Genomic DNA, 26770 nt, shown 5'->3' with positions numbered 1-26770 from the left:
ATTCTTCGAGAGGCTGAGGACGCCGCCGAAAAGCAGCCAGAAGGTGAACCGATCTACCAGGCTCTCAGACAGGTATACGTCGCTCTCCAGGCTCGGCTGGAGAGCGACCCAAGTCCTCGTGAGAGAGCAGAGCTCCAGCGTGTGGCGCGGAGAGAGCTTGAATCGCTGATTGACCGGTCAGTACCCGACGGACCAGTGGCAACACTGCTGGGGAAGATCGAAGGAGGTCTCGACCACTGGCTCACCTTCGTCGGTGAGCCAGCGGTCTCTCCGACAAACAATGCCGCAGAGAACGCACTTCGTGAGCCAGTGGTTCTCCGGAAAATCATCGGAACGCTCCGTAATGACCGTGGAATGTTCGTTCACGAGACGGTCTTGTCCCTGCTGGCGACGTGGCGCCAGCAGGGACGCAATCCATACGAAGAACTTCGTCGAGTCGTCAGCAATAATGAGGTTATCTCACGGGCTCACGCTGTGCCGGCTGTCGAGACCTCGGGGTAAACACGTACGAAATTAATAATCTGGACACGTACGAACCGTGTTGTGAAGCGTGACCGAGTCAACCGACGGGGAGCGCTCACCGTGTTGGGGGCGCTGTCTATATGTGGCTGTCTCGAAACGATACGAGGAGGGACCATGTCAGACGGACCCGACGGCGACTGGACAGTTGTCGTCGAAGAGCAGTGGGATCGGTTCGATCCGGATCGGTGGGGTGTCGGCTTTATTGATCGAGATGATTGGATCCCCGACGACGATGCAACCGTTAGCCCCGACCACGTATTCGTGGAAAATGATCACTGTGTTTTAGAGATTGAATCCGAGGGTACTGGCCCGTCCGGTTGCTATCAAGGAGTAATAAATTCAAGCGTCGGTGACGAATCCCATCATCCCGCCGTTGGGATCCCGGTTGATCCGTCTCCCGGCCAGTACGTCGAAGCTCGGCTCAAGCTCCCGGGTCGAACGGGAGTGTTACCTGCCTTCTGGATGCACCCCGCAAACATGAATTGGCCACCTGAAATCGATATCGTCGAACTGTTTCAACGTGGAGATGACTCCGAAACGGAACGGCAGTCGCTGAACGTGAATGTTCACTGGAGTACCTCGGGAGAGCCGGATGACAGAGAGACACACGAAGATGCACCATCAGCGGTTGATGTCGGGGTAGATCTGACCGAGAGTTTCAATCGGTATGGTTGTGCGTGGTTCGAAGATCGGGTTGAGTGGTATTTCAACGGAGAGAGAGTCGCAACGCGCTCGTCACCACCAGCGATGATCGATTCACTCACAGCACCCACGGCTCGGCCATTTGGGCTCGTATTCTCGAATCATGTTAACCGAATCGGACGGGCAGACCTCACTCACGCATGGACGGAACGGCTCGTTATTGATTGGGTCAAGGTGTCTACACTACGTTTCTGAAGACGAGTCGCTGTTCTCCGCAGTTTCCGTCTCCATTTCGGTTCTCCGATTCTGTCCCGTCTGCGCCGCCGCCGGTATTACTTGTGCAGCATCCTCGTCTTTGACTTTTGTTGGAGTAACCTTCCGTGTTACACGAAAATTGGTAGTCGGTGAAACAATAGCCCAAAAAGCACCGGCAGCATGGATAACCGCTACGAGTGGGATCGTAACTAACAGAAGTAGTAAGACTCGAAGCCGCTCTCCAGAGTACCAGTAGCCGAGGATCGCCCAGCCGAATAGTCCGATGAGCTGGAACTGAAACAGTAGCAAATATAATTCTGGAGAAAACACCACGGAAAACGGTGTTACTACCGGAATCAGCAGTAGCGGGGAGAGAAATACGAGTCCCCACGCCGCGTTCCGAAGCAGCGACAGTATCTGGTATCGATATGGAAGCAGGTGTGAGTCGTTCGCCGCGCCGGAAATCCATCGCCGCCGCTGATGAATCATTTCACGGACGGACGGTGGCGCTTGATTCATCGCCCGTACACGGAGAAACGCCAAATCTCGTGACGAATCCTCGAACGCTCGCCAAATGAAATTCGTATCCTCTGTAACTGAGTTCACATTCCACGTCACCTGATCCTCGACGGTCTTCCTGATCGCAAAACCACCTCCCCACGCATACATCGGGTAGCGGAACCTAGGGAATGTCGCCTGTTCGTACTGGAATCCCATCCGGAAAATCTCTGCCAGATAGGCAAGCCACGAGTCACTCCGAATCGGATGTTCAGATAACTGAATCAGATCTGCGTCGGGGAGACCTTCAAAATCCTCAAGCAACGTGTCCTCATCAAGATACAGCACGTACTCCGCTTCACACGGGATCTGTTGGCGTGCCCATTCAATGGCGCGGCCCTTCCGAGTAGCTTCGCAAACAAAATCGTCTGGAACAGCATGAACTGTTGCCCGCTGTATATTGATGTCTCGCTCAGCGATGACGCGAACTGCCGATAAGTTATCAGGGAGTACATCAACCGTGGCTTGGACAACGGATTCAGCGTCAATAGTCATAATACGGACTTCGACATCTTCTGGTCCGTATTCGAGCGGGCCACAGGATGCTCGACCTACCACCAGCATTTCGAATAGCCAATACACTGTCGCAATAAAGAAAATCAGCAAAATCGTCCATACAATAACTGAATAACCGAAATCCACCGTCAGCCAAAGGAGAATATTATTCACATAATCCGTACGATCACAGATCAAATAAATACATCGTTGAGATATTACGACGGTCCCGGACTGCTTAATTTGTCAGCAATTAGTATGCTATGATTCGGGCGTGATTATAACAGATGATAGACACACCGCGCAAGCCTACAGGTGCCGGGAAATCAACTGTGATACCTCTATTGCTACCGCGATCAGACATGCAAGCACAGCGAGAACTGCCCAAAGACCACCATCACCCTGTACAATCCTCACTAGCATGCTTCCTCCCGCGATGGCCATGGCTATGGTAACCAAAATAATTCCTTTATTTGACTCACCTGAACTCCCCATATGTCCGTGTCATATCAACTGTTTAAAACTCTTGTTCAGTAAGCAGGCATATTCTATCGGCTGATTCAGGATTCATTTGAGGAAAATAATGCAGTTCTCATGCTGACTACAACCTCTGTATCTCGCAAGGCGTTACTAACAGAAGTGAGAGGGGTGTAGGCCAGCTTTGGTCTATGTATCTCCTGTACTGAGCGTTCCGTGAGTTCCCTGTATGGATCTCACCCCGTCAAAATGGATTTTTCCTGAGGGTTTGAACAGAGCCAATTCATCAGGATGTGGGATCAGTCGTGATCAAATCGGACAACTCAAAGAGGGACACGTCATCGCGGGTCGCAGCGGTGTGTTCGAGATCGGTAGTGTATCCGGAGCGGCTGAACAGGACATACATCGTCTCTCCGTCTGCGGGTTCCTTTGACCACTGGACCTCCGATGCTGTGCGTTCGAGATCAGCGAGAACGCCTTCGCTGACGGGGTGAGAAGTGAACTTACACTCCCCGGCAACGAGTCCCGCATCTGTGAGGCCGAGGACATCCAACTCGTGTTCTTTGAACCACCACTGTCCGACATCACGGAGCGGGCGGTCTACGAGCTCCGGGAGCGTACGTTGGCAAAGGCGTTCGAATAACGGGCTCACGTAATCCGCGATGTCAGGGGCGACGAGTTCATCATACGCATCGTCGCCAAGCACGTGAAGCTGGTCTTGGTTGCCGTAGACGAATCGGAACCAGAACCGGAATAGCGGTGCCGCAATGCGGTATCGACCGCGTTTCGACGATGTCGGTGATTCAGTGACTGGGATGTGCCGCTCGACGAGGCGGAGTCGGCGCAGTTTCTGCAGGTACGTGCTCAGTGATCCTGAATCGACGCCGGCCATTCCCGCGATCTCGTTCGGGGTGCGGCGACCGTGAGCAAGTGCGCGGAGGATACTGAAGTACGTGTTCGGCTGTCGGAGTTCGGTGCGGAGTAAGAACTCAGGTTCGGAGTACAGGAGCCCGCGCTCCGACAGGATCGTTTGCTGTACGTTCGTTCCGAGCGACTGGTCCGGGTCGATGGTTTGGAGGTAGTACGGCGTGCCACCGTAGATCGACCACGCAGTGATGGCGGTTTCGGGGGTGTACGCCGGGAAGAACTCGCGTGCGTTGGCAACGGAGAGCGGTGCGAGGTCAATCGTTGCTGTTCGGCGACCGTACAGCGGTGCGCTACCGGAGAGTACCTTGTCTTCCATGACGCTGATCGACGAGCCGACGAGAATGAGCGTCATCCCCGTTTCCTGTAACGCCGTGTCCCAGACGCGTTGGATCCGGGATGGCAGCGAGTTATCCTCGTCGATGAGGAACGGGAACTCATCAATGACCACAACGGCATCCTCCTCGCCCAGTGCTTCGAGGAGTACTTCCCAGTCCCGACGCACGTTCCGCAGCGACGGAAACTGTGTAGTGGCAGTATCAATAAACTGTTCGAGCTGGTTCGGTGCCGTTGATTCGACTGCCTGGTAGTATACGGTGTCGTCACGATCAGCGATGGACTGACGGACCAGCTCGCTTTTGCCGAGGCGACGGCGTCCGTAAATGACGACGAAGTCTGCCGTCTCAGACTCGTAACAGTCCGTGAGCTGACCGAGTTCCGCACCCCGATCAACGAAGTGCCCCATACGTGCGACACCATTCCCATGTAAATAGAATTTTGGATTTCAGAAATCATGAGTTCCAAATCTATGATTTCTTTTCTAGACGATTCTGCTGTGAGACCTGACATCCTCCCCGCGCTGAGGGGCGAGGCTTTCTCTTCGATTCTCCGTAAATTGATTATGAGTATGTCTGTGCCGCGCTACGCTCAACAAAACCGTGCCGCCAACTATAACATGCTAGCTGCTCTCGATTGATTTGGATTTAGCCTATTCCATTCGGCGTAGACTAAATTCAGTCGAATGTTCTTGGTCGGTCCCTTGGTCGGGGACCTTCCATTTGAGATTGATTTTAATATCTGATTATCAAGTGAAAACTACTACGTTAAAATATATGCTTAGTGGCTCTGTTGAAATCCTATTCTTCAGATAGGTTCTCACCTGAAACAGCCGGTCACTGAAGAGTGCGTGTTGAGCGGAGCGAATCGGTGTGGCGGTCTCAACCACGTATTTCAAGTTAGTGTATAGTCAATCTGTGGTATGGGAATCGTCCGGGACTCCGAACACAGTGACGGTGCGCCGACAATCGAGGAGACGGGAATCCGTGTCAAAGATATCGCCTCGGCGTACGAACACAGCGGCTACGACCCCGACGAGATTACACAACTGTATCCTGATCTCAGTCTCAGTGATGTCCATCGGGCGCTCGCGTACTACTACGATCATATCGACGACTTCCGATCGGCGTCGTCTGAACCGGCATCCGTATGACACGGCCGCTATATTGTGACGAGAGTATATGGCTTCCTGTTGCTGACGGACTCAGCAGACGCGGGTGGACAGTTCACACTGCTCGAAATGAAGGCACCCTTGGTGATTCAGACCGCGAGCAGCTGAGATACGCGGTCGCAAACGACTGGCTTCTCCTGACGTTCGACGATGATTTCCTCTCACTCGCTGAAGGTCAAGAACTCGAACATCGAGGGCTGATCTACGTACAGCAGGCGGGACGGCAAATCGGCGATGTCGTGAAAGTCGTTGATGAGCACCTACAGAACCGATCCGAAGACGATCAGTCGATTCAGTACTTGTGATCTGTCAGCCCAAACTGTTCCATAGACCCTCTGTATTGACCGCTCAGAGTGATCGGTCGATATTGTGACTGAGACAGGCGATGGTGAGTTCACGGAACTGCTTCCACCAGCGTCTCGATCGGACGAACGTACCGTACTTCCGCTTGAGCGTTGAGTTACCCGTCGCTGATTGACTCCGTTGCCCGTAGAGATCTGTGTCCAAGCGCACATTCCATGCCCGGTGGAGTGGCGTGAACCCACGATGCTTAATCAATGGCCGAACCTCATGTTGTCGGGCAAGTCGCCTGGTTTTCTGGTCGTCGTAGCCCTTGTCACCGAGCAGAATCTCAATATCACCGGGATTGCGCTTGATCAACGATGGAGCGATCTGGCTATCGTGTTTTCGTGTCGTCGTCACGTGTAAATCAAGGATTGCGTTCACCTTCACATCGACCAGTAACGTCACCTTCAGCTGCTGAATCGTGAGTTCAGCGCGTTTCGTGTAGTGTTTCGAAGCGTGACTGCGGTCAAACCCTGATGCATCAACTCCAATAACGCCGCTCGTCGGAAGTAGCGTCGTTGAGAGAGTCAATATAACACGCTACACAGCCATATCAAGCCGGTTGAACGCCTTACAGAGCGTTGAAGGCGCAGGAAGTTCGGATAAGCCAAGGGTTCGACGGATGCGTGGCATCTCGATCAGTTCGTCAAGCAGACCACGATCGGTCATGTTCTTCCGCACTTTGAGACAGATCAGAACAGCGTGCTGAGGGAGTGTATAGCAGTGTTTAGAGAATTTCGAGGAGTATCGAGAAACCGCTCGGCGTGCCAGATGAATCGCCTTCTCAGTAAACCGGAGAATCTGCGACTTCGGGAGGGCCTTCATCTCGTGGAATTACAGGACGAACATGTAACTCTCTGAAGATTTCAACAGAGCCACTGGTATGTAATCTCAACCTCAACTCCATTCGATGACACCCGTTTTTAACTGGTGCTCATCTCCTTTGGCGTGTCTGAGCCGCTTTCTCTTGGTTGGGACACTCAACGGGTTGCTACCGCTGGCGAACGCTGTTCTTCTTGGCTACAAGCCGATCCCGGAGCAAACAGGAGCCGGCCATGCCCGCGATCAAGGAACTCGTATCAGCCAGTATCCGATAGCGAGCCTCATTCGCCATCGCTGCCCGTCAGGAATTCAGACGTGTCTCGTTCCATAGCCGACTCGAACGACTCTTTCTCTTCTTCCGTCCTATCGAGTTTCTCGCCGAGAAGGACACGGGCCACGTCCTCACCGATCTCACCACGACTGTATCGTTCGTACACGGTAATCTTGCCTTGTTCATCTAATGACTGTCGGAGCATTTCGACCAAGCCGACGCGGGCGAGTTCGCTCACGTTGACGCCACCGATGTGTATCTCATCGAGGAGTTCCGCGGCCTCTTTTTCGGCTCCGGCACGGAACTGAATCGTCTTGTCATAGCTTGATCCGCCCATACATTGACGTTCGACATGGAGAGGCGTATATGTTATGACGCGTACTTACTTGTCATTACAAGTGGCCAAGAACGTAGCACTACCAGACAGGTCACCCTCTCTCAAGGGGTGCGATATGAGTTAGGGCCCGTGTAGAACCAGTATGATCTACTGAAGTGAGCGAAAGCTAGTGAACTCGTCAGCATGCTTCCAGTAGGAGTTCGAACTGGTAGTCAGTAAGGACATCTTCGTGAGTATGTCGGATCGTGAGTGCTTGCCGATGCCGGTCAGCCCATTCAGTTCCGGGTTGCTTGTAATGAGACACTCGTAGTGGTTCTCATGCTGGGAGACCGACACGCAGTATTTACGACTGCGAGCCTGACTGGTGGTAGATGCGGTGGGATCTACGACCCGCGCTTCGGCGACTCTTTAGGCTGGTGACTCCAATGACGCTCACACAAACACAGATACGCGAGTACGATCGTCGTGCGATGGATAGTGCGGAGACTGCCACGGCGACGTTCGGGATCGGTTGTTTCTGGGGGCCTGATGCCCAGTTCGGTGCGATGGACGGCGTTGTTCGCACTCGTGTCGGGTACGCCGGCGGGACAAAACTCGATCCGACGTATCACGCGTTAGGCGACCACACGGAAGTGGTTCAAGTCGATTTCGACCCTGACACGATACCGTATCGAGCCCTCTTGGAGCGGGTGTTCAACTCTCATAACCCACAGCACCAGACGAGAAAGACACAGTATCAGAATATTGTGCTCGCTGCGTCGGAGGATCAACGAGCAGTCCTTGATGAGCTTCTCACGACACGGGGACTCACTGCCGATGGGATCGGGACACGTATCGAACAGCTCTCACGCTTCTACCCCGCTGAAGACTATCACCAGAAGTACAAGCTCCGGTCCGTCTCCTCGTTCATGGACACGTTTGAGGCGGCCGGATACGACGACGACGAGTTACGGGAATCGCCGATCGCTGCAAAGCTGAACGGGTACGCCGCCGGGCATGATGTTGGTATTGCTGAGGAGCTCCCGGTACCTGATCGGGGGACAGTATAGACTTCACGAATTGGGTGATGACGGACAGTATCGCCGATGAGGCCGGTTAAACAGAGGCTGCAGCTCTCTGATGGCGACGGGTTCGAGTTTGTTACTTTCTGGGGACTTCAACAGAGCCTCAGCAATACTTTACGAAAGACCAGCTCACGGCGATCCTTTATTGCTACCCGAGGGCTAGTTTAGATCAGAATCCATGGCACGGAATGACGCACGCACGAAAACGACGGAGGTTCATGCGCATGAATTAGATGGCGAAATGATTGTCGGGAGCTCTGATGGTGATTTACCGCTCGAAGGTTACGATGCCGTGCGTGAAGCCGCTGATGAACTTGAGGAGTATGACGACGAGGAACTCATTGCGACTGTCACGCACACGAGCACCGACGTGATTTCGGTGACCCTGGAAGAAGATTAGGAGTCAGTGCGTTCACTGTATGCGGTTAGTGTCTGATCCGTTGTGCCGGTGAGGTAGTCTCGAATCTCTCCCTCTCGCCACCCGATCGGTGCCAGGACGCTTTCGACAGCTCGTATAGCGGCGTTGGCGTACCAGTCAGTGTCGTATCGGGTGATGTCCTCGTACGATAGCCGTACTCGTTCGGTACCGTGTGCGTTGTTGTTGACGACGACGTACTGGATGGTCTGTCCGGGTGACAGCCCGGTCCCGTTCAGTGTGGCTCGCTTGAGTGCGGCAACGGTAAGCGTTTCGTGCGTGTAATCGGCGATGTGTTTTGACACGCGATTGTCGATGACGAGTCGCTCTGGATCAACATCGTCGTTGCGTAATGACGTGAGTGTACGGCGTAACACGTCACACACCGCTTCTGGTGATCGTGTTTTATCGAACACGCGAAGGGCTTCCGCCTGTACGTCTTCAACCCATGTGGGCGTTGAGCGTTGACGACCTTCGATCCCGCGGGTTTTGATCGCATCACCGAGCGTGGCCTCCGACACGGGTAACGCCTCATCACGTCGCTTTCCAAAATACCGTGTGAGTGCGCCAGACTCGCTGTTACGCATCGGGCAGAACGTAACCCAGTCGAACGCGCATTCGTATTCAAGTTCGATACCCGTGTCGGTGCTGATCTCGGCGGCGACCGTTTCGAGATTGCGTTGTTCACGATCCTTGGTTGGTGTCACCCAGATCGAGTCGACGATGCCGTGGACGACTCGCCACCCGGCGTCTTCGAGTGCGGTTTTCGCATCGAGGAGAATGTCGCGGGCGAACGCGTTGATCGCTTCATGGCACTCGATCCGACCGAACTTCGCGTTTGAGAAGCCTTGGTACCCGAAGCAGGAGACGAGGATCCATTTGATCGCTGACGACGCTGAGTCGAGTCGGTCGCGTTCGACGTCGTCGGTCGTTTCCTCGATCTGGTCTTTGATGCGGCTGCGCGCGTCGATGAGCGGGCCGAGCACCGTCGGGAGGTACCCGTCGGCCTCACAGATCGAGTATCCGAGACCGGGGACGTCGTTAGTGTCGCAGCACCCGCAACAAACGGTTTCCGGGGAAATATTTCGGGTTCGAATGATGTTCGGGTACAGCGACGCGAAGTCCAGTTCGTGGACGTTCTCGTGAACGCCGACTGCGGGGGCGAACGTGGTGCCGCCGCGGTCGGCGGCGTCCAGCGTGGCTGCGGGTTTGAAGAGTTCCGGTCGCCAGGCTTGCCACGGGACGAGGACGTCACGGTCGCGGGCGGCACGGATCTGCATGGCGGTGAGCACGCGCCCGATCGACGCCCAGCTGAGTTCTTCGAGCGGGAGTCCGGCACGGTTCACGAGATCGAGGCAGCCGGGCAGCCCGGCTTCGTGGTAGAAGAACGTGTTCGACTCGTCGATCACGACGCGGCCGGGGATCGTGTACCGGGCCGGGGAGTGCCCGACTTGCCCGTAACTCGTGTACGTGGATTCCCCGGCGAGTTTCGTGTACCCGGGGGCGCGGCCGAGTTCAAAGTTCGGTACGTCGTGCGTGTCGGCGGCGTCGAACAGGACCGGGACGAGCTTCGCCGTGGACACGACGATGACGTCAGGGTCGCGTTCGCGGACGGCTCGGTCAACGGCGGTGACGGTGGCTTCGGGTGTGGGCCCGGCGGCGTCACCGTCGATCGTGAGGTGTGACAGGGCGTCGGGTCCTGCTTTGTGCGGTGGGATCGAGAGCGTGAGTGTACGGAGTGACCGGACGGACCGGTCTGGGCTCGCCGGTGTGGTGGTTTCGAGGCAGTACCGGAACTGCGGCGTCAGATCAACGTTGTAACACGTGTACTCGGCCGGGCCGTTGAACTGCTGGACGCGCTGTGCGATGCGTCGCACGGCGTCTACGCTGGCCGCGTCGATCCGGAGAAGCGGCCGCGGAGCCGTTCGAAACGTCTGCCGGTGGGCTTCACACTGTATGTCGACAACTGCGTCTTGCCCGGTGAGGAACGCTTGAAGATCGGTGAGCGACTCCGACAGTCCGTCACGGTCCGGTGGTGTTGGGGTCGGGCCGCCGCGCCGCCCGTACAAGTCACGGACTGCGTCACCGACGAACAGCGTCGGCGTGTACTCGCTGTGGACCGTGCGGGTGACGCCGTCGTCGGTGAGTGCCCAGTGAACGACGTCACCAGAGGAGTGGAAGTCAACGGTCAGCACAATCGGGACTGGTGGGGTTTTCGAGTTCGGTGATGTGGGCTTCGAGTTCGTCGATCCGGCGTTCCTGCTCGATGGCGATACTCACGAGCAGAGGTGCGAACCGGTCGTCGTGATTCAACATCCCGGCCGCGTCGGCGTGGGTGCGGGCGTAGACGAACAGCTGGTCGAATCGCGGTTGATCGCGGCGGCGCAGCGTCCGGCGGTACGGCCCCCAGCGGTCCTCGATCGCGCGCAGCGTGTCGCGGTATGTCGGGGTGGTTCGCCCCATCAGACACTCCCCGACGTCGCCTCTTCACCTACGACCGACGCGTCGTGCATCCGTGCTCGATGGGTGAGTACTTCCTGCCAGTACGCGAGCGTCGTCTGCACCCACCCGTCGCTAAGGTGATACACGAGCGTCTCGACGTCGCCGGCCGCGTCGGTGAATCGCGGCCCGAACTGCGTGTCCTCCCACTGGAGATGTGTCTGCGCTGCATTCACGAGCGGTCGCGTGAACTCGTCGGCACGCGATCGTGTCACGACGACCGGGACGTCATGAACACGCGCAACGCGTGCGAGCGCGGCGATCGCTCGGACCAACAGATCCTGCGCGTGGGTCGCCGGTACGTCGGTGTCTCGATACAGCCGGTCGATCCCGGTCGCAACCACGACGCTCGGGGTCGTGACGCGGTCTCCGGTGAGCCGGTCAAGCAGCGACGTTTGTTGATACGCGGTGAACCCGCGAGCGACGTGTACCCGGTGAAGGTACCGCTTGTCGGGGGCGAGTTCACGAAGCCGTGTGGTCTGTGCCGTGCCGGCCGCGTCAACCCAGTACGCGTCGCCGTCCCCGGCGAACACGCGGTCAAGCAGTAACGACTGGACTGGGGTTACGCCGAGATCCGAACCCACGTCCACGAGCGTGAGTCCGGTATCCAGTTCCGGTAACTCCACGGGTGATTGTCGTTGAGATGTGTTCATACTCGTTACCTGCCGCGTGATATTCAAAGGGGTGAGCCATACACGCGGAGTGGAACTGGAAGTGGAACAGTGACAGCCAGAACAACTCGTTCGCCGAATCCCCTGACGCCTGACCCGCACCCATAGACCCACAGAACCACACAACGCTACCACCACACGACTCCCAATGACTGAGACACTCGCCGACGAGTACCCGGAAGCTGCCCCGTACATTCAGAAAGCCGTTGACGAACACGGCGAAGACTGGGTGTTAGAGAACTACTACGAGCAACGCTATCCGCTCGGACAGGTGATGGCAATGCCGGAAAAAGAGGACCTCCCGCTCTACGATGCGGACGAACACGATACGATGACGGAAGCGGAACGAGTGGAGATGTATCAAGCGCGGGGCGCGTACCGGGAGACCCTCCGTACCGGATCGAAACCCGACGAGTGACGACCACCCTACCCTTTTCTCGGACGTCATCGTTGTGTTGCGTATGAATCCGGATCGTGTCCGTGGAGTCATGCTCGGGTTGGCGTGTGGGGACGCGCTTGGCCGGCCAGTCGAATTTCAGTCCGAGTCCGATATCCAGCGTGAACACGGGGAGCTCAACGAGATGATCGGGCACGGGACGTGGAATCAGCCCGCCGGGACGATCACGGACGACACCGAGCAGGCGCTGTGTATCGCACGAAGTCTCGCCGAGCAACAAGAGTTCGATCCGGCGGACATTGCCGAGCGGTTCGTTGCGTGGTACGATAGTGGCCCGTTCGACATAGGGGGGATGACGAGGCGGTCGCTCAGCCGCCTCCAACGCGGCGATTCGTGGGACGAGGCAGGCCAGCAGGTCTGGGAGAGCAGTCCTGAAGGCCAGAACGCAGGGAATGGGAGTGTAATGCGGTGTCCACCGCTCGCCATCCCGTACACGACGGACTGGGACCGACTCACCGAAGTGAGTCGGCAGTCTTCCCAGATCACGCACGCTGACCCGCGGTGTACCGAGGGCTGCGCGATTCTGAACCTCACGATAGCTGGCCTACTCGAAGACGCGGCCACGCCGTTACAGGATGCCCTCGACTACGTCAGTTCAGATGCTCCTGAGGAGTTCGTGACGGCGCTCGAACCACTCGCTCGTGGCGACTCACCCGGCACGCTGGAAATGTCAGGGTACGTCGTCCATTCGCTGCAGACGGCACTCCACGATGGCCTCGTCGCGGACAGTGCTGAGGAAGCGATCGTGACGGCGGTCAATCGCGGCGGAGATACCGATACGATTGGAGCGATTGCTGGCGCAGTCGCCGGTGCGCGGTTCGGAGCGTCACAGCTTCCGGACCGGTGGGTGTCCGCTGTCAGGGAAGCTGAGGAAATCGAGGAGTTGACAGACCGGCTCGTTGTGGGGATGTAGCTCTCTCTAGTTGGGGGAGTGGATTGATCAGGAAACACAGACGCATGTTCTAACCTAGTCGATAGTAAGGATTACACTGGGATAGCATCAACGTCTGGGTGAATGGCTGATTCGTTCTGGTATCCGTCAGTGAAGGATGTTCTCGCCATTCACGACGACATCGTCTCGGAGTATTCTGACACGCCGTCTGGCGTGCAGAACCGTGGTGATATCGAGTTCGTCCTGAATTACATCGAAGACGGTAGTTTTGGAGCCGCTCCGGAGACGATTCACGAGAAAGCATTTCATCTTCTTCGACTCCTCGTAGCAAATCATCCGTTCGTCGACGCGAACAAGCGTACAGCTCTCAACACGACGACCGTATTTTATTTTCTCAACGGATACCGGTTCGCGTACGACGACGAAATACGGTCGCTTCTCAAGCAGTTCGGCACCGACGAAACGTCAGTTGACGATACGGAGACTATCGAATATCTTCGTACTCACACCGAAGTCATCGACCTCGAAGGAGAGATCGAAGCGTGGCGCGAGGATCTTATCCAGTACGGCGTCGACGAACTGACCGGTGGCTCGTCGGATCCGAACGATTAACAGCGCTCAGAACGAGAACGTACATATGGCAACTGAGGAGGGTACAGAGTCTCGACCTCCGCTTGACGAAGTGATGGAAGATATCCGAGGCGAGCTTGTCCGGCGGGTTGCGGCAGCTGATAGGGATGCGAATCGGGAGATCTACGACGCGCTTGAGAACGAGTAACGCGTCTAGATTTCAGCGGTAGGGTTCTGTGGTGACTGTTGTATCGAGATGAGCAGAAGTGGATCTGGACTCGATTTAGATTCTGTGTGTGCTGAGCGGTCCACGCGACAATGTTGAGTGAATGAACTCTCATTGACATCCTCCTCCGCGTAAACGCGGAGGAATCCTGAGCGTTGGAGATTTCAGGTTTGCAGTTCCATCGAACCTCGGGCACGGTGAGAATCCGTGTGAGGTTCGCGGACTGTGGCAGGTGGGACTGCTGGGAGTGCCAAGCCCCCGGTACTCCTATCCTCCGTCGTGTTCGGACTCCCGGAGTTGTTTTTGCCTCGGGGAGTCCGGCAGATCTCAACGGATTCGGAGTTACTTCCGTGGTGCGTACAGCAGTCAACTCCACTCGTACTCTGTGAGAGGACGGCGGTCATCAACTGGTTCCGATTACTGCTTGGTTGTTGGGGCGGACAGGCCGCCATCGTCGGACTGGCGGGAATCGCTCTGTTTCCAACCGATTCCTGCCTCTATGTAGCGTTGCCTGTCAGTTCAAAGTGAGGATTACGAAATCTCGGACTGGCTATCGCAGCGTAGACTGATTCTCTGTTGTCATATTCATCCTGCGTCTAAAGCCGCAGGTATTCTCCTTGATTCGATATAACCCATTGTAACGCATCTATTGGCACGTATCATTCGCACCAAAATCACGATCATCGCGCATTTTGACAGAAACACGCTGTACCGGTCACGTAGCCCGTTCAGGATTTCCAAAAATTGCTGAGGGCTAGGGTTCTTAAGTAGCTGGATAATTCACTTGTTTGCTTCAATGACAGACAAGAACCGAAAATCGATTACGAACGAGCTTGCGGCGGCGCTCGGTGACGAAGCGAACGCCGTTGAGAATGAGCTCAATGCATTCCACAACTGGATGCGTACGAAGGGAAAGAACCCGGATCGACAGAAACCGCTGTCCGACTCCATTTCGACCAATTACTATCGACGGATCGACCAGATATTCAGGTTCGTCATCGGCCGAATCGAACCTGCAGATGCGACGGTGATCACTCACGACCAAGCGGACCTGATCGTGAAGTGGTTAGACCAGAACGATATCTGCCAGCGGAACGGTGACCCGTACCAGGAGACCAGCAAGCGAAAGTTCTCGAACGCTCTCATCAAGTACTTCACGTGGCAGCACGACCAGCGAGGCGACGCCGAGCAGTGGCGGCCGCGGATCAGCTTCTCGGACGGCGAACACGAGAATGCGGACCGCCTGAATTTCGAAGAGCGGTGGAAAGTGCTGCAAGCCGCCAACGAGTACGGGTCGTTGCCGTCCTACTACGAGACGACCGAGACAGAGCGCGAGAAGATCAGCAGCCTCGTCGCGCAACGACTCGGCAAACCGAAGACCGAGGTGACGCGGAAGGACTGGGAGCGCGCCGACACCAGTACCAAGGTCGGGTCGCTCATTGCCGTGACCCTTGAGACGGGCATCATCCCGATTGAAGTCGGGCGGGCGCGAACCGACTGGTACAAGTCGAACCGGAACATTCTCAAGATCACAAAGGACGACGCGGGGAAAGATCGGCCAACGTCGGAACTCCCGCTCACGGACGCGACGGGAGATCTCCTGAGCGAATGGATCCAAGAGAGACGGCACTACGAGAAGTACGACGGTACGAACCACCTGTGGCTCAACCGCGAAGGGAACCCGTACAACTCGAAGAACCTGTGCTACCTGCTTCGACGACTCTGCGAGGAAGCCGGGATCGACCACGAAGACCGGAAGATCGTGTGGTACAGCCTCCGGCACAACCTCGGGCAGTCGATCGAGGAAACAGAAGACATCTCGCAGGCCCGCGATCAACTGCGTCACAAGTACATCGAGACGACGAAGCAGACCTACGGCGAATCCACCATCGAGAGTCGTCGGCATACACTTGAACAAATAACTGATGTCTCGCAGCGCGCTGCGGAGGATCCAGAATTCAACCCGTACGCGGATGACCCGGTACAGCCGGATCCAACCCCCCGTAATGAGTCGAGTCACTCGTCAGAACACGCTCACGGAGATCACATCGACGTGTTCATCGATGACACACAGGATGACCGGGTTGAAATCGCTCGAAAAATACTGTCTGAAGAACTTTGAGTATCGCAGGCGGTCGCTACCGATCACCCCATCCGATCTAACGCGTTCTGCCTGTCTTCGACGGGAGCTTGGTCGTATTTCATGGTCGTTTCGGGACTCTTGTGTCTGAGCTGCGCCTGCGCTGCGGCGAGGTCCTCCTCCCGAGTCATATACGTGCCAGTTGAGTGCCGTATCGAATACCAGCTCATCTGCCGGTTTCCGTAGGGGATCTCCGCCTGATCACAGAGACGGCGAAGGACTTTCCGCAGTGCGGCCGACCCGTACGTGTTCCCACGGCGGGTCAACCAGATCGTGTCCGTATCGTCGTATTTTGGATCGGTTTTGCGTTGTTCGAGCCACCTGTCGAGCGTCTCTGCGGTCCGGTCTTGGAGTCCGACAACCCAGTGGCCAGTGTTTTTCGATGACTGCTCTTTTGGAATGCGTAGGACGGCGTTTTCGATGTCAACCCAACTCGTCACGGCGCGTTCCACTTCGATCGGGCGGAGTCCAGCATCGAGACTTACGGTGACGAGACTCGGGATTTTCCACCCGTTGGCCTTCTCCCAGTCGGCTGGAACCACCGCCGATTTCGGTTTTTCGAATCGCTGAGCGAGATAGGCTTTCCACCGGTCGCGCTCTTCAGCGTTGAGGCTCCCATACGACGGAACACTCCCGTGTTCGAGTGCCGCCCTGCGGATCAGACCACGTTCTTCACGGGTCAGGTAGTCGCGCGGCGCGGTCGTCTTATGCCCGGTACTGAACGAGAGTTCCGGCTCCCACTCGTCAAGACCGTGTTCGTGCTCACGCCACTTGTATAGCATCTGGAGTGCTTTCCGACAGTTGTCTTTGTGAGCGTTGCTGTGTTCTTGCTTGGCGAGCCACAACAGGTACGTATCTGCGTGGTCGTGCGTGACGTTCGTCGTGTACCCACCTTCATGGTCCCACACCCACCGGTAGAACTGGTCCATACGGTAGGCGCGATTACTGACGGTTGTCCGTGCGTACCCCTCAGCCTTCTTCGGATCTTTGCCGAACACGAGAAGCCATTCTAAACACTGTTCACGCTGGTTGCGGTAGTCGATCTGTTGCCGCTCGTTGAGCAGGTCAGCAACAGGTTCGGTGATGACTGTAACCCCTTCAAGAGGCGTCGTTGCCTCGTCGGCGTTCTTCATTGCCGGCCACCTCGCAGGGGACCCAGGTTCTTGCCCGTCGATTCGCCCCGATCGCAAGACGGCGTCGGGTTTAGTGTACTGAACTTCATTGCCCTCGCGCTCCTGCTAATCGCAGGACGGCAGCGGGGTGAGTTGGTCCATCGAACGTGATTGCCCGTGATCATAGGTTTATTTCACTCTAGTTCACGAGCGAAAACTGCAAGACGGCGGAAGGAAAGAAATGCTCCGGCTGGGATTCGAACCCAGGTCATTGCCGTGAGAGGGCAATATGATTGGCCGGACTACACCACCGGAGCGTGCTACGCTTCTACGCGATTATCGGTATGATAGTCCAAATTAAAACAGTTCCGTTTCAACCGCGCCGTGACCCGGTTTACCGTACTCACGTAGCGTTCTCTATCACGGGAGGTCGGTTCGGATGTCCACGCTGAAGGAGTCGATCGTCCCCGACGCGTCGGCGATCGCGGCGAGGAGGTCGGCAACGTCGTCCAGATCGGTCGTGTCGACGACCTCGACCGGGGTGTGCATGTATCGGTTGGGGATGGAGACGTTGAGCGAAGGAACGCCACCTCGGGCGGTATAAAAGGCGTCTGCGTCGGTTCCCGTTCGTGATCCGGCCGCCTGTATTTGGACGTCGATACCGGCGTCGGTCGCGGCGTCACGCGCGAGATCGACGAGAACCGGATGGTTCGCGCTCCCGCGAGTGACCACCGGTCCCGCCCCGAGCTCGACCGGGCCCTGGTGTTCGGTGTCGACATCGGGATTGTCAGTGGCGTGCGTGACGTCGACGGCGACGAACGCGTCCACGGGTTCGAGATCGAATCCGACCATTCGCGCGCCCCGGAGACCGAGCTCCTCCTGGACCGTCGACACCGCGTAGACCGTCGCGTCGACGTCGGCGGAGGCGGCACGGCGGAGCCCCTCGGCGGCCGCCCAGCTTCCGGTCCGGTTGTCGATCCCGCGGGCCGCGATCCGGTCGCCAACGAGCGATTCGAGGCCTGTCGAGAACGTCACCGGGTCCCCGATCTCGACGTGATCGAGCGCCTCGTCGGCGTCGGTCGCTCCGATGTCGACGAACTGGCCGGTGATCTCCTCGTACTCGTCGTCCGAGGGGTCCCGGAGATGGATGGCGGTCTGTCCCACGACGCCCTGTACCGGGTCGTCCGCGTGGACGGTCACGTGTTGTCCCTTCGAGACGGTCCGGTCGGACCCGCCAATCGGGGCGATCCGGAGGAATCCCTCTTCGAGGACATCCCGTACGATGAACCCGATCTCGTCGCCGTGGCCGGTGACGGCTATCGTCGGGGCGTCGGAAGCGCCCTCGTGGACGGCGACGGCGTTGCCGTACGCGTCGGTGAACACCTCGTCGGCGAACTCGGCGACGTAGTCCGCCCAGACCCGCTGTGATGCCGTCTCGAACCCGGAGGGGCTCGGCGTTGCGAGAAGGTCGTCGAGGAACGCTCTGCTGGAGTCGTTCATACGCGTGCCTGCGTCCGACTCGAAAAGAAGCCGGCGGTCTCGACCGCCATCGCCGGGACCGCGGGCGGGCGGTACGGTTAACCGGTCGGCGCGACAATCGAGTCGTATGGCTGAGAGATCCCTCACGCTGCTCGAGATACACCTCGGCGATGGCGACGTTCGAATCGGTCCGAACCGGCTCCTCGGTGGGGAGGACGACGTGCTCCGCGAAAACGGCCGAGACCCTGACGCTCTCGATGGCGACACCTCCGAGGATCGGTGTCTCGGAAAGTCGATCGGTATCGCACTGCTCGTCGTCGGCCTCCTCGCGGCTATCGGGGTCGTGGCCGCGCGACTGCTCGGCGGGGACGGACTGGAGGACGCGGCCGACCTCGACGCGCTCGACGAGTAACGGGGGTTCGGAGGTTCTCGCACGACCGGTGTCACCGACCGACACAAACGACTTGAGGCCGGACCACCTCCGGTCCGTATGGACATCCTCCGAAGCCTTCGGGCGGTCTCCGAGGCGTCCGGAACGGGCGTCATCGACTGGTCGAAAGCCGGCGAGGCTGCGAAAGCCGGTACGGATCCCGGTACGCTCGATTTGACCCCTGCGGACAGACGTGGCTACGCGGCTGACGTACGGGACGCCCGGACCCGCCTTCGGGAGGTCGCGGGAGTCGATTTCGACGTTCCAGACGCGATCGAAGTCCAGAACCGACACCACTGGATCGACGCGAACCTCGCGACGTTCCGGAGCGTGATGGGGCCGATCGAGGCGACGACGAACGCTCGCATGCCCGATCTCTCTCGGATCGCCAACACTGGGTCGATGGCGTTCACGCTCGGGTTTCTCGCGCGCAACGTGCTCGGACAGTACGACCCGCTCCTGCTGGCGGACGACCCGAACGCCGACCACGGACTCTATTTCGTTCACCCGAACGTGGTCGGGGTTGCCGCCGATCTCGACGTGGCGTACCCGCGGTTCCGTCGGTGGATCGCGTTTCACGAGGTGACACACGCCGCCGAGTTCGGTGCCGCACCGTGGCTTTCGGGCTACTTGGAGTCTCGCGTCGAGCGCGGCGTCGACGAGCTAACCGCCGGCGGGCTTGATCGGGCCGCTTTCGGGGAGCTTCAAACCGCGATGACCGCGGTGGAGGGGTACGCGGAGCTGTTGATGGACCGCGCGTTCGACGACGAGTACGCGGACCTCCGACGGAAGCTCGACGACCGCCGCGGGGGCGGCGGACCGGTCCAGCGGATCGCGCGTCGACTCCTCGGACTCGGTCTCAAGCGACAGCAGTACGAGCGCGGCGCGGCCTTCTTCGAGCGGGTCGCAGATGAGCGCGGGCTCGAAGCGGCGAGCGCGGTATGGGACCGCCCGGAGAACCTCCCGACGAGCCGCGAGATAGCGGATCCGGCGGCGTGGATCGTCCGGGTCGACCCGTGAGCGGTTGGACACGGAGCGGAGTAGACGGTGGATTTACGCGAGAGCCGGCCGTATGAACGGTATGAAACTCACCGGCCCGTGGGATCGGGAGCGCGTCGACCGGTTCCTCGCCGACGCACGGATCCCAGTCCGGATCGGGTGTCGAACCCCCGAGGGCAACCCGTGGATGGTATCGCTGTGGTTCGAGTGGGACGGAGCGATCCACTGTGCGACCGGGGCGGACGCCGACGTGGTCTCGTTTCTCTCGGCCGACGACCACGTCTCCTTTGAGGTGTCGACGAACGATCCACCGTATAAAGGGGTCCGCGGACGGGGCCACGCGACGGTCACGCCTGACGACGACAAACGACGCCTCCGATCGCTCATCGACCGATACCTCGGCGGCGTCGACAACGAACTCGGCGACCGCCTTCTCGATCCGGACCGGGAGGAGGTCCACGTCCGGATCGCACCGGGTCGACTCCACTCGTGGGACTACTCGGGTCGCATGCCGACACCGGACCGGAACCCCCGGGACGAGTAGAACGGTCAGGACGGCTGAGGGGAAGCGGGAGTCACCGACCCAGATCGCGCAGGTCCTCGACGTCGACGCGGTCCGGAACCACGTCGAGCGCCTCGGGCACCCAGCCAGCGTGTCCCAACGTGATCGCGGAGTCGGGACTCGTCTCGGCAAGCCGTCGGACCCCCTCCGCGGCAGCGGTCTGTGCCGCGGCGTCCGTCCGATCGGGTGTTTCGGCGGTGAGCGGGTACGTCTCGGAGAGCGCGCGGGGGAACGGACCGAACGGCGGTTTCACACGCCAGACCGCGTCGTACTCGTGGTTCGACGGCGGCTTCGACTCGGTGACGAGTAGCTTCGGGGGCGTCTCCAGTCGAGCCAGCCGGTCGTGGTGTCGACGGACCTCCGGACGCCGGGCCGACTCGTGAGAAGTATAAAAGAACGCGTCCTTCGAGACCGGGTCGGCCGCTTCGAGCCGGTCGGTGCGATCGAGCAGTGTCCGGAGTCCGTCGAGCATCGCGGGATGTCCCCGAGCCCGGCGGTCGACTAGTTCGAGAAGCGTCCCCGAACGGATCGCCCCCTTGATCCGCCGTATCTCCTCGAAGGTGACGTGGAGGTTGTGCTCGGCGAGCAGTCGTTCGGCCTCGTCGTCGTCACCCTCCCGGAGCTCGGCGGGCGTATGATCGACACATACCGGGCACGAGCAGGGGAAGTACTCCATCTCCGCGAGGTGATCCGTCCCCGAGACGGTGAGGTATCGGCCGTCCCGCGCCATCAGCGCGTAGGCCGCGGAATCGAACAGATCACAGCCCATCGCGACGGCGAGCGCAAGCATCATCGGGTGTCCTGCGCCGAACAGATGAACCGGACAGTCAGGATCGAGTCCGCGTTTCGCGGCGGTCACCGCCTCAATGACGTCTGCGTAGCGATAGGAGTTGAGCAGCGGCACCATCGCCCCGACGGGGAACACGTCGAGGTCGGTTCCGGCGGCGTGTCGACCCGCCGCTTCCCGGAGTTCCGGATACGTCGACCCCTGTACGGGGGCGTTGACGAGCATCCGGCCGGTGTCGGCCGCCTCCGCGTCCGCGAGTGCGGTTCGCGTCGTTTCGAGGTCGCGCTCCGCCCGGTCGCGGTCCGCGTCCGGCGGCGTCGGAACGTCCACGGGGGTCGCGACATCGCTGCCGATCCGTCGCTGAAACTCGAGTATCTCCGCGGTCGTGACGTCGATGTCGCCGTACTCGGCGAGTTGGAAGGAGCCGGAGTCCGTCATGATCGCGCCATCGAACCCCAAAAACTCGTGGAGACCCTCCTCGAGTACGCGGTCGCGGATCCGGTCGGTGCTCCGGATGATGTAGGAGTTGGTGATCAGCATCTCCGCGCCGAACTCCTCGCGTATCCGCCGGGGTTCGATCGTGAGGACGTTGGGATTGACGACGGGCAACAGCGCCGGCGTCTCGACCGTGACGCCCGCGCGTGGGACCTCCAGCCGCCCGATCCGGCCGGCGGCGGCGTGATCCCGGATCTCGAAGTGATCGCGCATACCTCGACTGGGCGTAGGCGAGCGGTAAGGGTTGCGTTCGGGGTCGCTCGGGAGGTCCGAAGCGGGCGGTCAACCGTGGCTTATAGTCCGGTGGGATGGGAGAGATACGTCGTCTCCAACCCCCACTCGTTCGTAAGCGACCGTACCGAGCGGACACCGAACGTCTCCGTCGCGTAGTGACCGGCGAGAAACACCGTGATCCCCGCCTCCCGTGCGTCGTGGTAGGCCTGCTGTTTCCCCTCTCCCGTTATCAACGCGTCCGCGCCCGCCTCGACGGCCTCGTCGAGCCAGTCGGTACCGGAACCGGTGACGATTGCCACCCGCTCGATGCGATCGGGCCCGAACTCCATGGCTCGCACCGCCCCGTCCGCCTCGTTGCCGTCGAACCCCTCCAGTCGTTCGCGGATCGCCGAGGCCGGAAGCGGCTCCCGAGTCTCCCCGATTGTTCCGATCGTCACCGGCCCGATCGTTCCGAACGGTTCCCGGTCCGACAGTCCGATCGCATCCGCGACGCCGGCCGCGTTACCCAACTCCTGGTGACCGTCAAGTGGGAGATGCGAAACGTACAGAGCAACGTCGTTCTCGACGAGCGCGGCGATTCGGTCGTAGGTCCGGCCGGTGACGTGGTCGATCCCACCCCACGAGACGCCGTGGTGTGTGACGAGCACATCGGCACCCGCCTCGGCCGCGTCCTCGATCGTCGTCGTCGCCGCGTCGACCGCGAACGCGACGTGGTCCACCGTCGCGTCCGCGTCGGTTCCCTCGCCGCCCGGTCCGACCTGTAACCCGTTCGCGCTCGCGTCGACGTCGGCGTACGCGTCGGTATCGAGTCGATCGTCCAACCGGTCGACGAACGTGTGTAGATCCATACCCGACGATGAGTCCCCGGGAAACAAAACGTACCGGTCAGTCGTCGACTTCCTCGGACGGCGAATCAGGGATCGCGTCGAAGGGCGCATTGGACGGTGTATCCGCCGACGCAAGTCCGTTCTCGCTCCCTCCCGGACCACCGGGCGGTTCGTTAAACCCGGGATCGAACAGCTGTAGGGCCGTCCGGATCGTCTCCCAGTCATCCTCGCCGGCGGCATCACGGAGCGAGCGAGTCGGTGCCGCGAGGAGTTGTCCAACCAGCGCGTCGGCCATCGATTCGACCGTCTCGCGCTGATCGTCGGTCAGATCGCCCTGTGCCTCCAGTTTCGTGACCGCGCGATCGACCTCTCGGGCTCGTACCCGGTCCGCACCGGCGTACATCGCCGAGATGGCGTCGTCGGCGCGTTTCCGTTTATAGGCTTGGAGGATCCGGTCGAGCTCCTCGTCGATGATCGACTCGACGTGACGGGCCTCCGCCTCCCGCTGCTCGCGGGTCTCCCGCGTGACGTCCTCCAAGTCGTCAATGTCGTACAGCGAGACGCCGGACAGCTCGCCCGCAGCGGGGTCGACGTCCCGGGGTTGTGCGATGTCGATACAGACCACTCGGTCCGCTCCGTCGAAGTGTCTCGTATCGAGCACGGCCTCCGGACTCCCAGTCGCCGTGACCACGAGGTCCGCTTCGGGGACCACTGCCGGGAGATCGCGCAACGGAACCGCTACGGACTCGGTGTCGATCTCCTCGGCGACGAACGCCGCGTTCGGCACCGTCCGGTTCGCGACGACGACCTCGCCGACCGCGGTGTCGTCGAGGGACCGAGCCGCGAGCGTCCCCATCTCGCCGGCACCCACGACGACCGCGGTTCCACCGGTGAGGTCGATCTCCTCGGCGGCCAGCCGAACCGCGGCGGAGCCGAGCGAAACCACGCCCTCGTTTATCGAGGTCTCCGTTCGAGCGCGCTCACCCACGTGAAGTGCCTTCGTAACGGCGTCCTCGAGAACCGGGCCGATCCCACCGGCGGCCCGCGACTCCTCGTACGCCTCGCGAACCTGACCGATTATCTGGTCCTCGCCGAGAACGAGCGACTCCAGCCCGGAGGCGACTCGCATCAGGTGTTCCAAACTCTCTTCGTGATCGAACCGTCGGACGGCGGCACCGCGAACGTCCGGCGCGAACGCGTCGAGGGCGGCAGTCCCGTCCGTCGTACTATCGGTGACGACGAAGGCTTCGGACCGGTTACACGTCCGGATCGCGAACGCCTCCTCGACCCCGTCGCGGGCGAGGAGATCGGAGACGGTCGCCCGCACGCTCTCGCCGCCGGCCGACTCTATCTCGTCGACTGTCGCGGCGGAATGGGCGACGCTAACTCCGCGTATCGCCCCCATCTCCTTCATCGGTCGATGACCTCCTCGATCACTGTGTATGCCTCTTGACGACCGTTCGATCTCCCCTTTTGTAAACCCTTCCAAACCCCCTCGGATCGCACGACGTGACGGATCGCTTCCCGCCGTGTTTCGGGATCGATTCCCCGGTCGATTAGGTCCCCGCGCAGCTCGCCGGACAACTCCGCCATCGCCCCCGCCCCGTCGATCTCGGCCTCGATACGCTGGCGAAGCGCCTTCGAGAGCGCCGGGCTCGCGCCGCCCGTCGAGATCGCGACGCTGACCGGGTCGTCCTCGATCGTCGCCGGGACGACGACGCTTCCGGCGTCCCGGCCGCCGGACACGTCGGTACGGTTCACCAGCACACCCGATTCAAGCGCTGCCGCCTCCGCGGCCGCGTTTACCGCCGGATCGTCGGTGGCAGCGACGACGAGCGCGGGCGACAGGCGTTGTACCCACTCCCACACGGCCCCGGGATCGGGCTCCGCGCGAACCAGATCGATCTCCGCGTGACCCGCGGCGTCGTCGGCAGCGAGAAGCCGGTCAGCGAACGCGGGGCTCACGACGACGACACAAGCCTCGTCGGCGAAGCCGATCGCCTTCCGGCTGCCGACGGCACCGCCGCCGAACACGAGCACCGTTTCTTCCGAGAGGTCATGATATAAGGGTGTCATTCGGTGTAGTGTTGTGGACGGATCTGGATCGATGTCGCTGTCTTAAACCGTGTTGCTGCTCGCGCGCTCGTCGATTCGGATCCCCGTCTTCTTCAGGATCCGCGTCGAGAACAGCGTGTCCCAGTCGTCAGGCGTGACGTCCCAATACTCCGCCATCGTGTCCCGAACCTGTGCGACCCGCTGATCGCTTTCGGCCTCGGTGCGACCGTGCGTCATCGCGAAGAAGTTGTACTCCCAGACGCCCACGTGTTTGGGTCGTTTATAACAGTGTGTGACGAAATCGAGATCGGCGATCACGGGCCCGACCTCGTCGAGGACCTCCTCCGGGACGTTCCAGACGGTCATTCCGTTCTCCGTGTAGCCGAGCGCGTAGTGGTTCGGGATGACACCAACCCGTCGGACCTTCCCCTCGCGTCGGAATCGCTCTATCGTCTCGATCACCCAGTCGACGTCGGCGTCGAGCGCGTCCGCGACGTCGGCGTAGGGCGTTTCCGTTATCGGGAGTCCGCCCTGGATCTCGACGACGAGATCGCGCTCCTCGGGAGTGAGCGTCGACCGATCCGACGGGCTCACGTCGGGTGCCAGCTCCGAGAGATCGACGTCGCCGTCGGGAACCGGTCCGTCGACGAGGAACTTCGCACCCACGTGGAACTCCCGCTGTTTCGGCAGGTTGTACGTCTCCTGACCGGTCGCCGCCTCGATGTCGGCCAACACCTCTTCGACCCGGTCGCTTCCGTCTTTATCAGGATCCGGGTGGTCAGCGACGCTCACGACGAACCAGACGTTGAGGTGTGGGTGTTCACGCTCGTAGTTGTGTGCGACCTCAGTGAACCCGTTCACCGTCTCGACGACCGCCTCGAACCGCTCTTCGGGCGCGTGCATCGCGACGAGCGACGCTGCCCCGCCGATCTCCTCGGCGTTGACGAGCGCGCCGAACCGCGAGAGCACGCCCTCCTCGTCGAGTTCGCGCACGCGCTCGCACAGCTCCGGGCCCGTCACCGCGAGTTCGTGATCCCGGAGCGCGGACGCGGCCGCATCGAACGGTCGCGCAGTCACCGGAAATCCGCCCTGAAAGGCGTTGATGATCGCCCGGTCGAGCGCCGACAGATCCGCGTCGACCTCCTTCATGGGACGAGTTCGGGGCTGAAAGAGAATAAGCGATCCGACCGACGCGGACGACGTTCGATCGCTTCTTTTTTACGAGCCGTCGAGGTCACGCGCGATGTCCGCAAGCGAGGACGGAGGGCCACGTTTCACGTCGTACATCGTTCGATCGCCGGGGATCCGCAGTCCGTACAGCTCGTTCGGTACGACGACGTCGAGGACGACGACGTCGCCCGGCTCCCGGTCGTGAGCGTCGAGCCACTCCGCCAGTCGATCCGTTCCCTCGCCGGGCGTTCGTGCTCGTCGCCGATCGTCGAAGGCCCCACGGAGCAGTCGTCCGCGCGAGTCGGACTCGACGCGGGCATGGCGTTCCTCGCGATCGATCACGAGCCGGACGAGATCGTCCGGCTCCATCGACAGCGACTCACACGTTCCGGACTCGAGGCGACCGGGGAGGTCGACGTCATCCGGGATCCGGACACAGGGACGCCGTGTTCCGCCGCTCCGGGCGAGATCGACGCGTATCGACGCGACGCTCTCGTCGTCGGAAGGGACACGAGCCATCGGCTGACAGAC

28 protein-coding genes, 1 tRNA gene and 1 pseudogene are annotated in these 26770 nt (G+C 60.0%); 14 read left to right on the top strand and 16 right to left on the bottom strand.

Going from position 1 to position 26770, the window contains the following annotated elements:
* On the top strand, window positions 1–501 hold a 501-nt coding region (locus tag J2751_RS12800), incomplete at its 5' end, for an IS66 family transposase (protein WP_209486553.1).
* A gap of 135 nt (window positions 502–636) precedes the next feature.
* Window positions 637–1419 (top strand): glycoside hydrolase family 16 protein, encoded by a 783-nt coding sequence (locus tag J2751_RS12795; protein WP_209486551.1) that lies wholly within the window; start codon window positions 637–639, stop codon window positions 1417–1419.
* Here the strand turns inward: J2751_RS12795 and J2751_RS12790 are convergent.
* Window positions 1408–2646 (bottom strand): glycosyltransferase family 2 protein, encoded by a 1239-nt coding sequence (locus J2751_RS12790; protein WP_209486550.1) that lies wholly within the window; start codon window positions 2644–2646, stop codon window positions 1408–1410. The genes J2751_RS12795 and J2751_RS12790 overlap by 12 nt on opposite strands.
* Before the next feature lie 589 nt (window positions 2647–3235).
* Window positions 3236–4618 (bottom strand): ATP-binding protein, encoded by a 1383-nt coding sequence (locus tag J2751_RS12785; protein WP_209486549.1) that lies wholly within the window; start codon window positions 4616–4618, stop codon window positions 3236–3238.
* A gap of 513 nt (window positions 4619–5131) precedes the next feature.
* Here J2751_RS12785 and J2751_RS12780 point away from each other — a divergent pair.
* Together J2751_RS12780 and J2751_RS15900 are read left to right on the top strand one after the other, a co-directional pair.
* Window positions 5132–5362, top strand: a complete 231-nt coding sequence (locus J2751_RS12780) for a DUF433 domain-containing protein (protein WP_209486548.1) — start codon at window positions 5132–5134, stop codon at window positions 5360–5362.
* On the top strand, window positions 5359–5685 hold the full coding sequence (locus J2751_RS15900) for a DUF5615 family PIN-like protein (RefSeq protein WP_209486547.1): 327 nt from the start codon (window positions 5359–5361) through the stop codon (window positions 5683–5685). The genes J2751_RS12780 and J2751_RS15900 overlap by 4 nt, the downstream gene beginning before the upstream one ends.
* A 43-nt stretch (window positions 5686–5728) precedes the next feature.
* On the opposite strand, the pseudogene J2751_RS12770 reads toward J2751_RS15900, so the two are convergent.
* Window positions 5729–6550, bottom strand: a pseudogene (locus J2751_RS12770) (IS5 family transposase).
* Between the two features lie 278 nt (window positions 6551–6828).
* Window positions 6829–7155, bottom strand: coding sequence for a hypothetical protein (locus J2751_RS12765; RefSeq protein ID WP_209486546.1), 327 nt, complete (start codon window positions 7153–7155; stop codon window positions 6829–6831).
* A gap of 425 nt (window positions 7156–7580) precedes the next feature.
* Between J2751_RS12765 and J2751_RS12760 the strand changes: the two genes are divergently transcribed.
* Entirely contained in the window at window positions 7581–8204 is a 624-nt protein-coding gene (locus tag J2751_RS12760) for a peptide-methionine (S)-S-oxide reductase MsrA (RefSeq protein WP_209486544.1), read from the top strand.
* A 193-nt stretch (window positions 8205–8397) separates the two neighbouring features.
* A complete protein-coding gene (locus J2751_RS12755) occupies window positions 8398–8619 on the top strand; it encodes a hypothetical protein (protein ID WP_209486542.1) in 222 nt (73 codons plus the stop codon).
* Here J2751_RS12755 and J2751_RS12750 read toward each other — a convergent pair.
* Genes J2751_RS12750 through J2751_RS12740 form a run of 3 tightly spaced genes read right to left on the bottom strand, consistent with a single transcriptional unit; the run spans window position 8616 to window position 11759 of the window.
* Window positions 8616–10832, bottom strand: a complete 2217-nt coding sequence (locus tag J2751_RS12750; protein ID WP_209486554.1) for a type B DNA-directed DNA polymerase — start codon at window positions 10830–10832, stop codon at window positions 8616–8618. The genes J2751_RS12755 and J2751_RS12750 overlap by 4 nt on opposite strands.
* On the bottom strand, window positions 10816–11097 hold the full coding sequence (locus tag J2751_RS12745; protein ID WP_209486540.1) for a hypothetical protein: 282 nt from the start codon (window positions 11095–11097) through the stop codon (window positions 10816–10818). Before J2751_RS12745 ends, J2751_RS12750 begins: the two co-directional genes overlap by 17 nt.
* Window positions 11097–11759, bottom strand: a complete 663-nt coding sequence (locus tag J2751_RS12740; RefSeq protein WP_321168743.1) for a P-loop NTPase family protein — start codon at window positions 11757–11759, stop codon at window positions 11097–11099. The genes J2751_RS12745 and J2751_RS12740 overlap by 1 nt, the downstream gene beginning before the upstream one ends.
* A 193-nt stretch (window positions 11760–11952) precedes the next feature.
* Here J2751_RS12740 and J2751_RS12735 point away from each other — a divergent pair, with 193 nt between their 5' ends.
* The 5 genes from J2751_RS12735 to J2751_RS12715 all read left to right on the top strand — a co-directional run bounded on the left by J2751_RS12735 (window position 11953) and on the right by J2751_RS12715 (window position 16071).
* On the top strand, window positions 11953–12222 hold the full coding sequence (locus tag J2751_RS12735) for a hypothetical protein (protein ID WP_209486536.1): 270 nt from the start codon (window positions 11953–11955) through the stop codon (window positions 12220–12222).
* A gap of 43 nt (window positions 12223–12265) precedes the next feature.
* Window positions 12266–13174: an ADP-ribosylglycohydrolase family protein gene (locus J2751_RS12730; protein ID WP_209486534.1), complete on the top strand. Its 909-nt coding sequence runs from the start codon at window positions 12266–12268 to the stop codon at window positions 13172–13174.
* A 102-nt stretch (window positions 13175–13276) separates the two neighbouring features.
* Window positions 13277–13765, top strand: coding sequence for a type II toxin-antitoxin system death-on-curing family toxin (locus tag J2751_RS12725; RefSeq protein ID WP_209486532.1), 489 nt, complete (start codon window positions 13277–13279; stop codon window positions 13763–13765).
* A 25-nt stretch (window positions 13766–13790) separates the two neighbouring features.
* Window positions 13791–13931 carry a hypothetical protein gene (locus J2751_RS12720; RefSeq protein WP_209486530.1) on the top strand — a complete coding sequence of 47 codons (141 nt, stop codon included), beginning with the start codon at window positions 13791–13793 and terminating at the stop codon, window positions 13929–13931.
* 814 nt (window positions 13932–14745) lie between these two features.
* Complete coding sequence (locus J2751_RS12715; RefSeq protein ID WP_209486528.1) at window positions 14746–16071, top strand: tyrosine-type recombinase/integrase; 1326 nt, start codon at window positions 14746–14748, stop codon at window positions 16069–16071.
* A gap of 23 nt (window positions 16072–16094) precedes the next feature.
* Here J2751_RS12715 and J2751_RS12710 read toward each other — a convergent pair whose 3' ends face one another.
* The 3 genes from J2751_RS12710 to J2751_RS12700 form a co-directional block, all read right to left on the bottom strand.
* Window positions 16095–17222: a tyrosine-type recombinase/integrase gene (locus J2751_RS12710; protein WP_209486527.1), complete on the bottom strand. Its 1128-nt coding sequence runs from the start codon at window positions 17220–17222 to the stop codon at window positions 16095–16097.
* A gap of 221 nt (window positions 17223–17443) precedes the next feature.
* Window positions 17444–17518 (bottom strand) — tRNA-Glu (locus tag J2751_RS12705).
* A gap of 103 nt (window positions 17519–17621) precedes the next feature.
* Window positions 17622–18701 (bottom strand): M28 family peptidase, encoded by a 1080-nt coding sequence (locus tag J2751_RS12700; RefSeq protein ID WP_209486525.1) that lies wholly within the window; start codon window positions 18699–18701, stop codon window positions 17622–17624.
* 106 nt (window positions 18702–18807) lie between these two features.
* Here J2751_RS12700 and J2751_RS12695 point away from each other — a divergent pair, with 106 nt between their 5' ends.
* From J2751_RS12695 to J2751_RS12685, 3 genes are all read left to right on the top strand, one after another.
* Window positions 18808–19092 (top strand): hypothetical protein, encoded by a 285-nt coding sequence (locus J2751_RS12695; protein WP_209486524.1) that lies wholly within the window; start codon window positions 18808–18810, stop codon window positions 19090–19092.
* Between the two features lie 78 nt (window positions 19093–19170).
* The gene (locus tag J2751_RS12690) at window positions 19171–20130 is read left to right on the top strand and encodes a zinc-dependent metalloprotease (protein ID WP_209486523.1); all 960 of its coding nucleotides are present in this window, start codon (window positions 19171–19173) and stop codon (window positions 20128–20130) included.
* Between the two features lie 61 nt (window positions 20131–20191).
* Window positions 20192–20653, top strand: a complete 462-nt coding sequence (locus J2751_RS12685) for a pyridoxamine 5'-phosphate oxidase family protein (protein WP_209486522.1) — start codon at window positions 20192–20194, stop codon at window positions 20651–20653.
* A gap of 31 nt (window positions 20654–20684) precedes the next feature.
* On the opposite strand, the gene tgtA is transcribed toward J2751_RS12685, so the two are convergent.
* The 6 genes from tgtA to J2751_RS12655 all read right to left on the bottom strand — a co-directional run bounded on the left by tgtA (window position 20685) and on the right by J2751_RS12655 (window position 26758).
* A complete protein-coding gene (gene tgtA, locus J2751_RS12680) occupies window positions 20685–22166 on the bottom strand; it encodes a tRNA guanosine(15) transglycosylase TgtA (protein WP_209486521.1) in 1482 nt (493 codons plus the stop codon).
* An 80-nt stretch (window positions 22167–22246) separates the two neighbouring features.
* Window positions 22247–23035 (bottom strand): Nif3-like dinuclear metal center hexameric protein, encoded by a 789-nt coding sequence (locus tag J2751_RS12675; RefSeq protein WP_209486520.1) that lies wholly within the window; start codon window positions 23033–23035, stop codon window positions 22247–22249.
* A 37-nt stretch (window positions 23036–23072) separates the two neighbouring features.
* Window positions 23073–24428: a glutamyl-tRNA reductase gene (hemA, locus tag J2751_RS12670; RefSeq protein WP_209486518.1), complete on the bottom strand. Its 1356-nt coding sequence runs from the start codon at window positions 24426–24428 to the stop codon at window positions 23073–23075.
* Window positions 24425–25090 carry a precorrin-2 dehydrogenase/sirohydrochlorin ferrochelatase family protein gene (locus J2751_RS12665; RefSeq protein WP_209486516.1) on the bottom strand — a complete coding sequence of 222 codons (666 nt, stop codon included), beginning with the start codon at window positions 25088–25090 and terminating at the stop codon, window positions 24425–24427. Before J2751_RS12665 ends, hemA begins: the two co-directional genes overlap by 4 nt.
* A 42-nt stretch (window positions 25091–25132) precedes the next feature.
* Entirely contained in the window at window positions 25133–26218 is a 1086-nt protein-coding gene (ahbB, locus tag J2751_RS12660; RefSeq protein WP_209486515.1) for a siroheme decarboxylase subunit beta, read from the bottom strand.
* Between the two features lie 69 nt (window positions 26219–26287).
* A complete protein-coding gene (locus tag J2751_RS12655; RefSeq protein ID WP_209486514.1) occupies window positions 26288–26758 on the bottom strand; it encodes a DUF7112 family protein in 471 nt (156 codons plus the stop codon).
* Window positions 26759–26770 lie beyond the last annotated feature (12 nt).

Source organism: Halorubrum alkaliphilum, assembly GCF_017873815.1.
Lineage (GTDB): Archaea > Halobacteriota > Halobacteria > Halobacteriales > Haloferacaceae > Halorubrum > Halorubrum alkaliphilum.
Note: the sequence above shows the minus strand (reverse complement) of the source record. Positions and strands in the feature narration are given on the sequence as shown.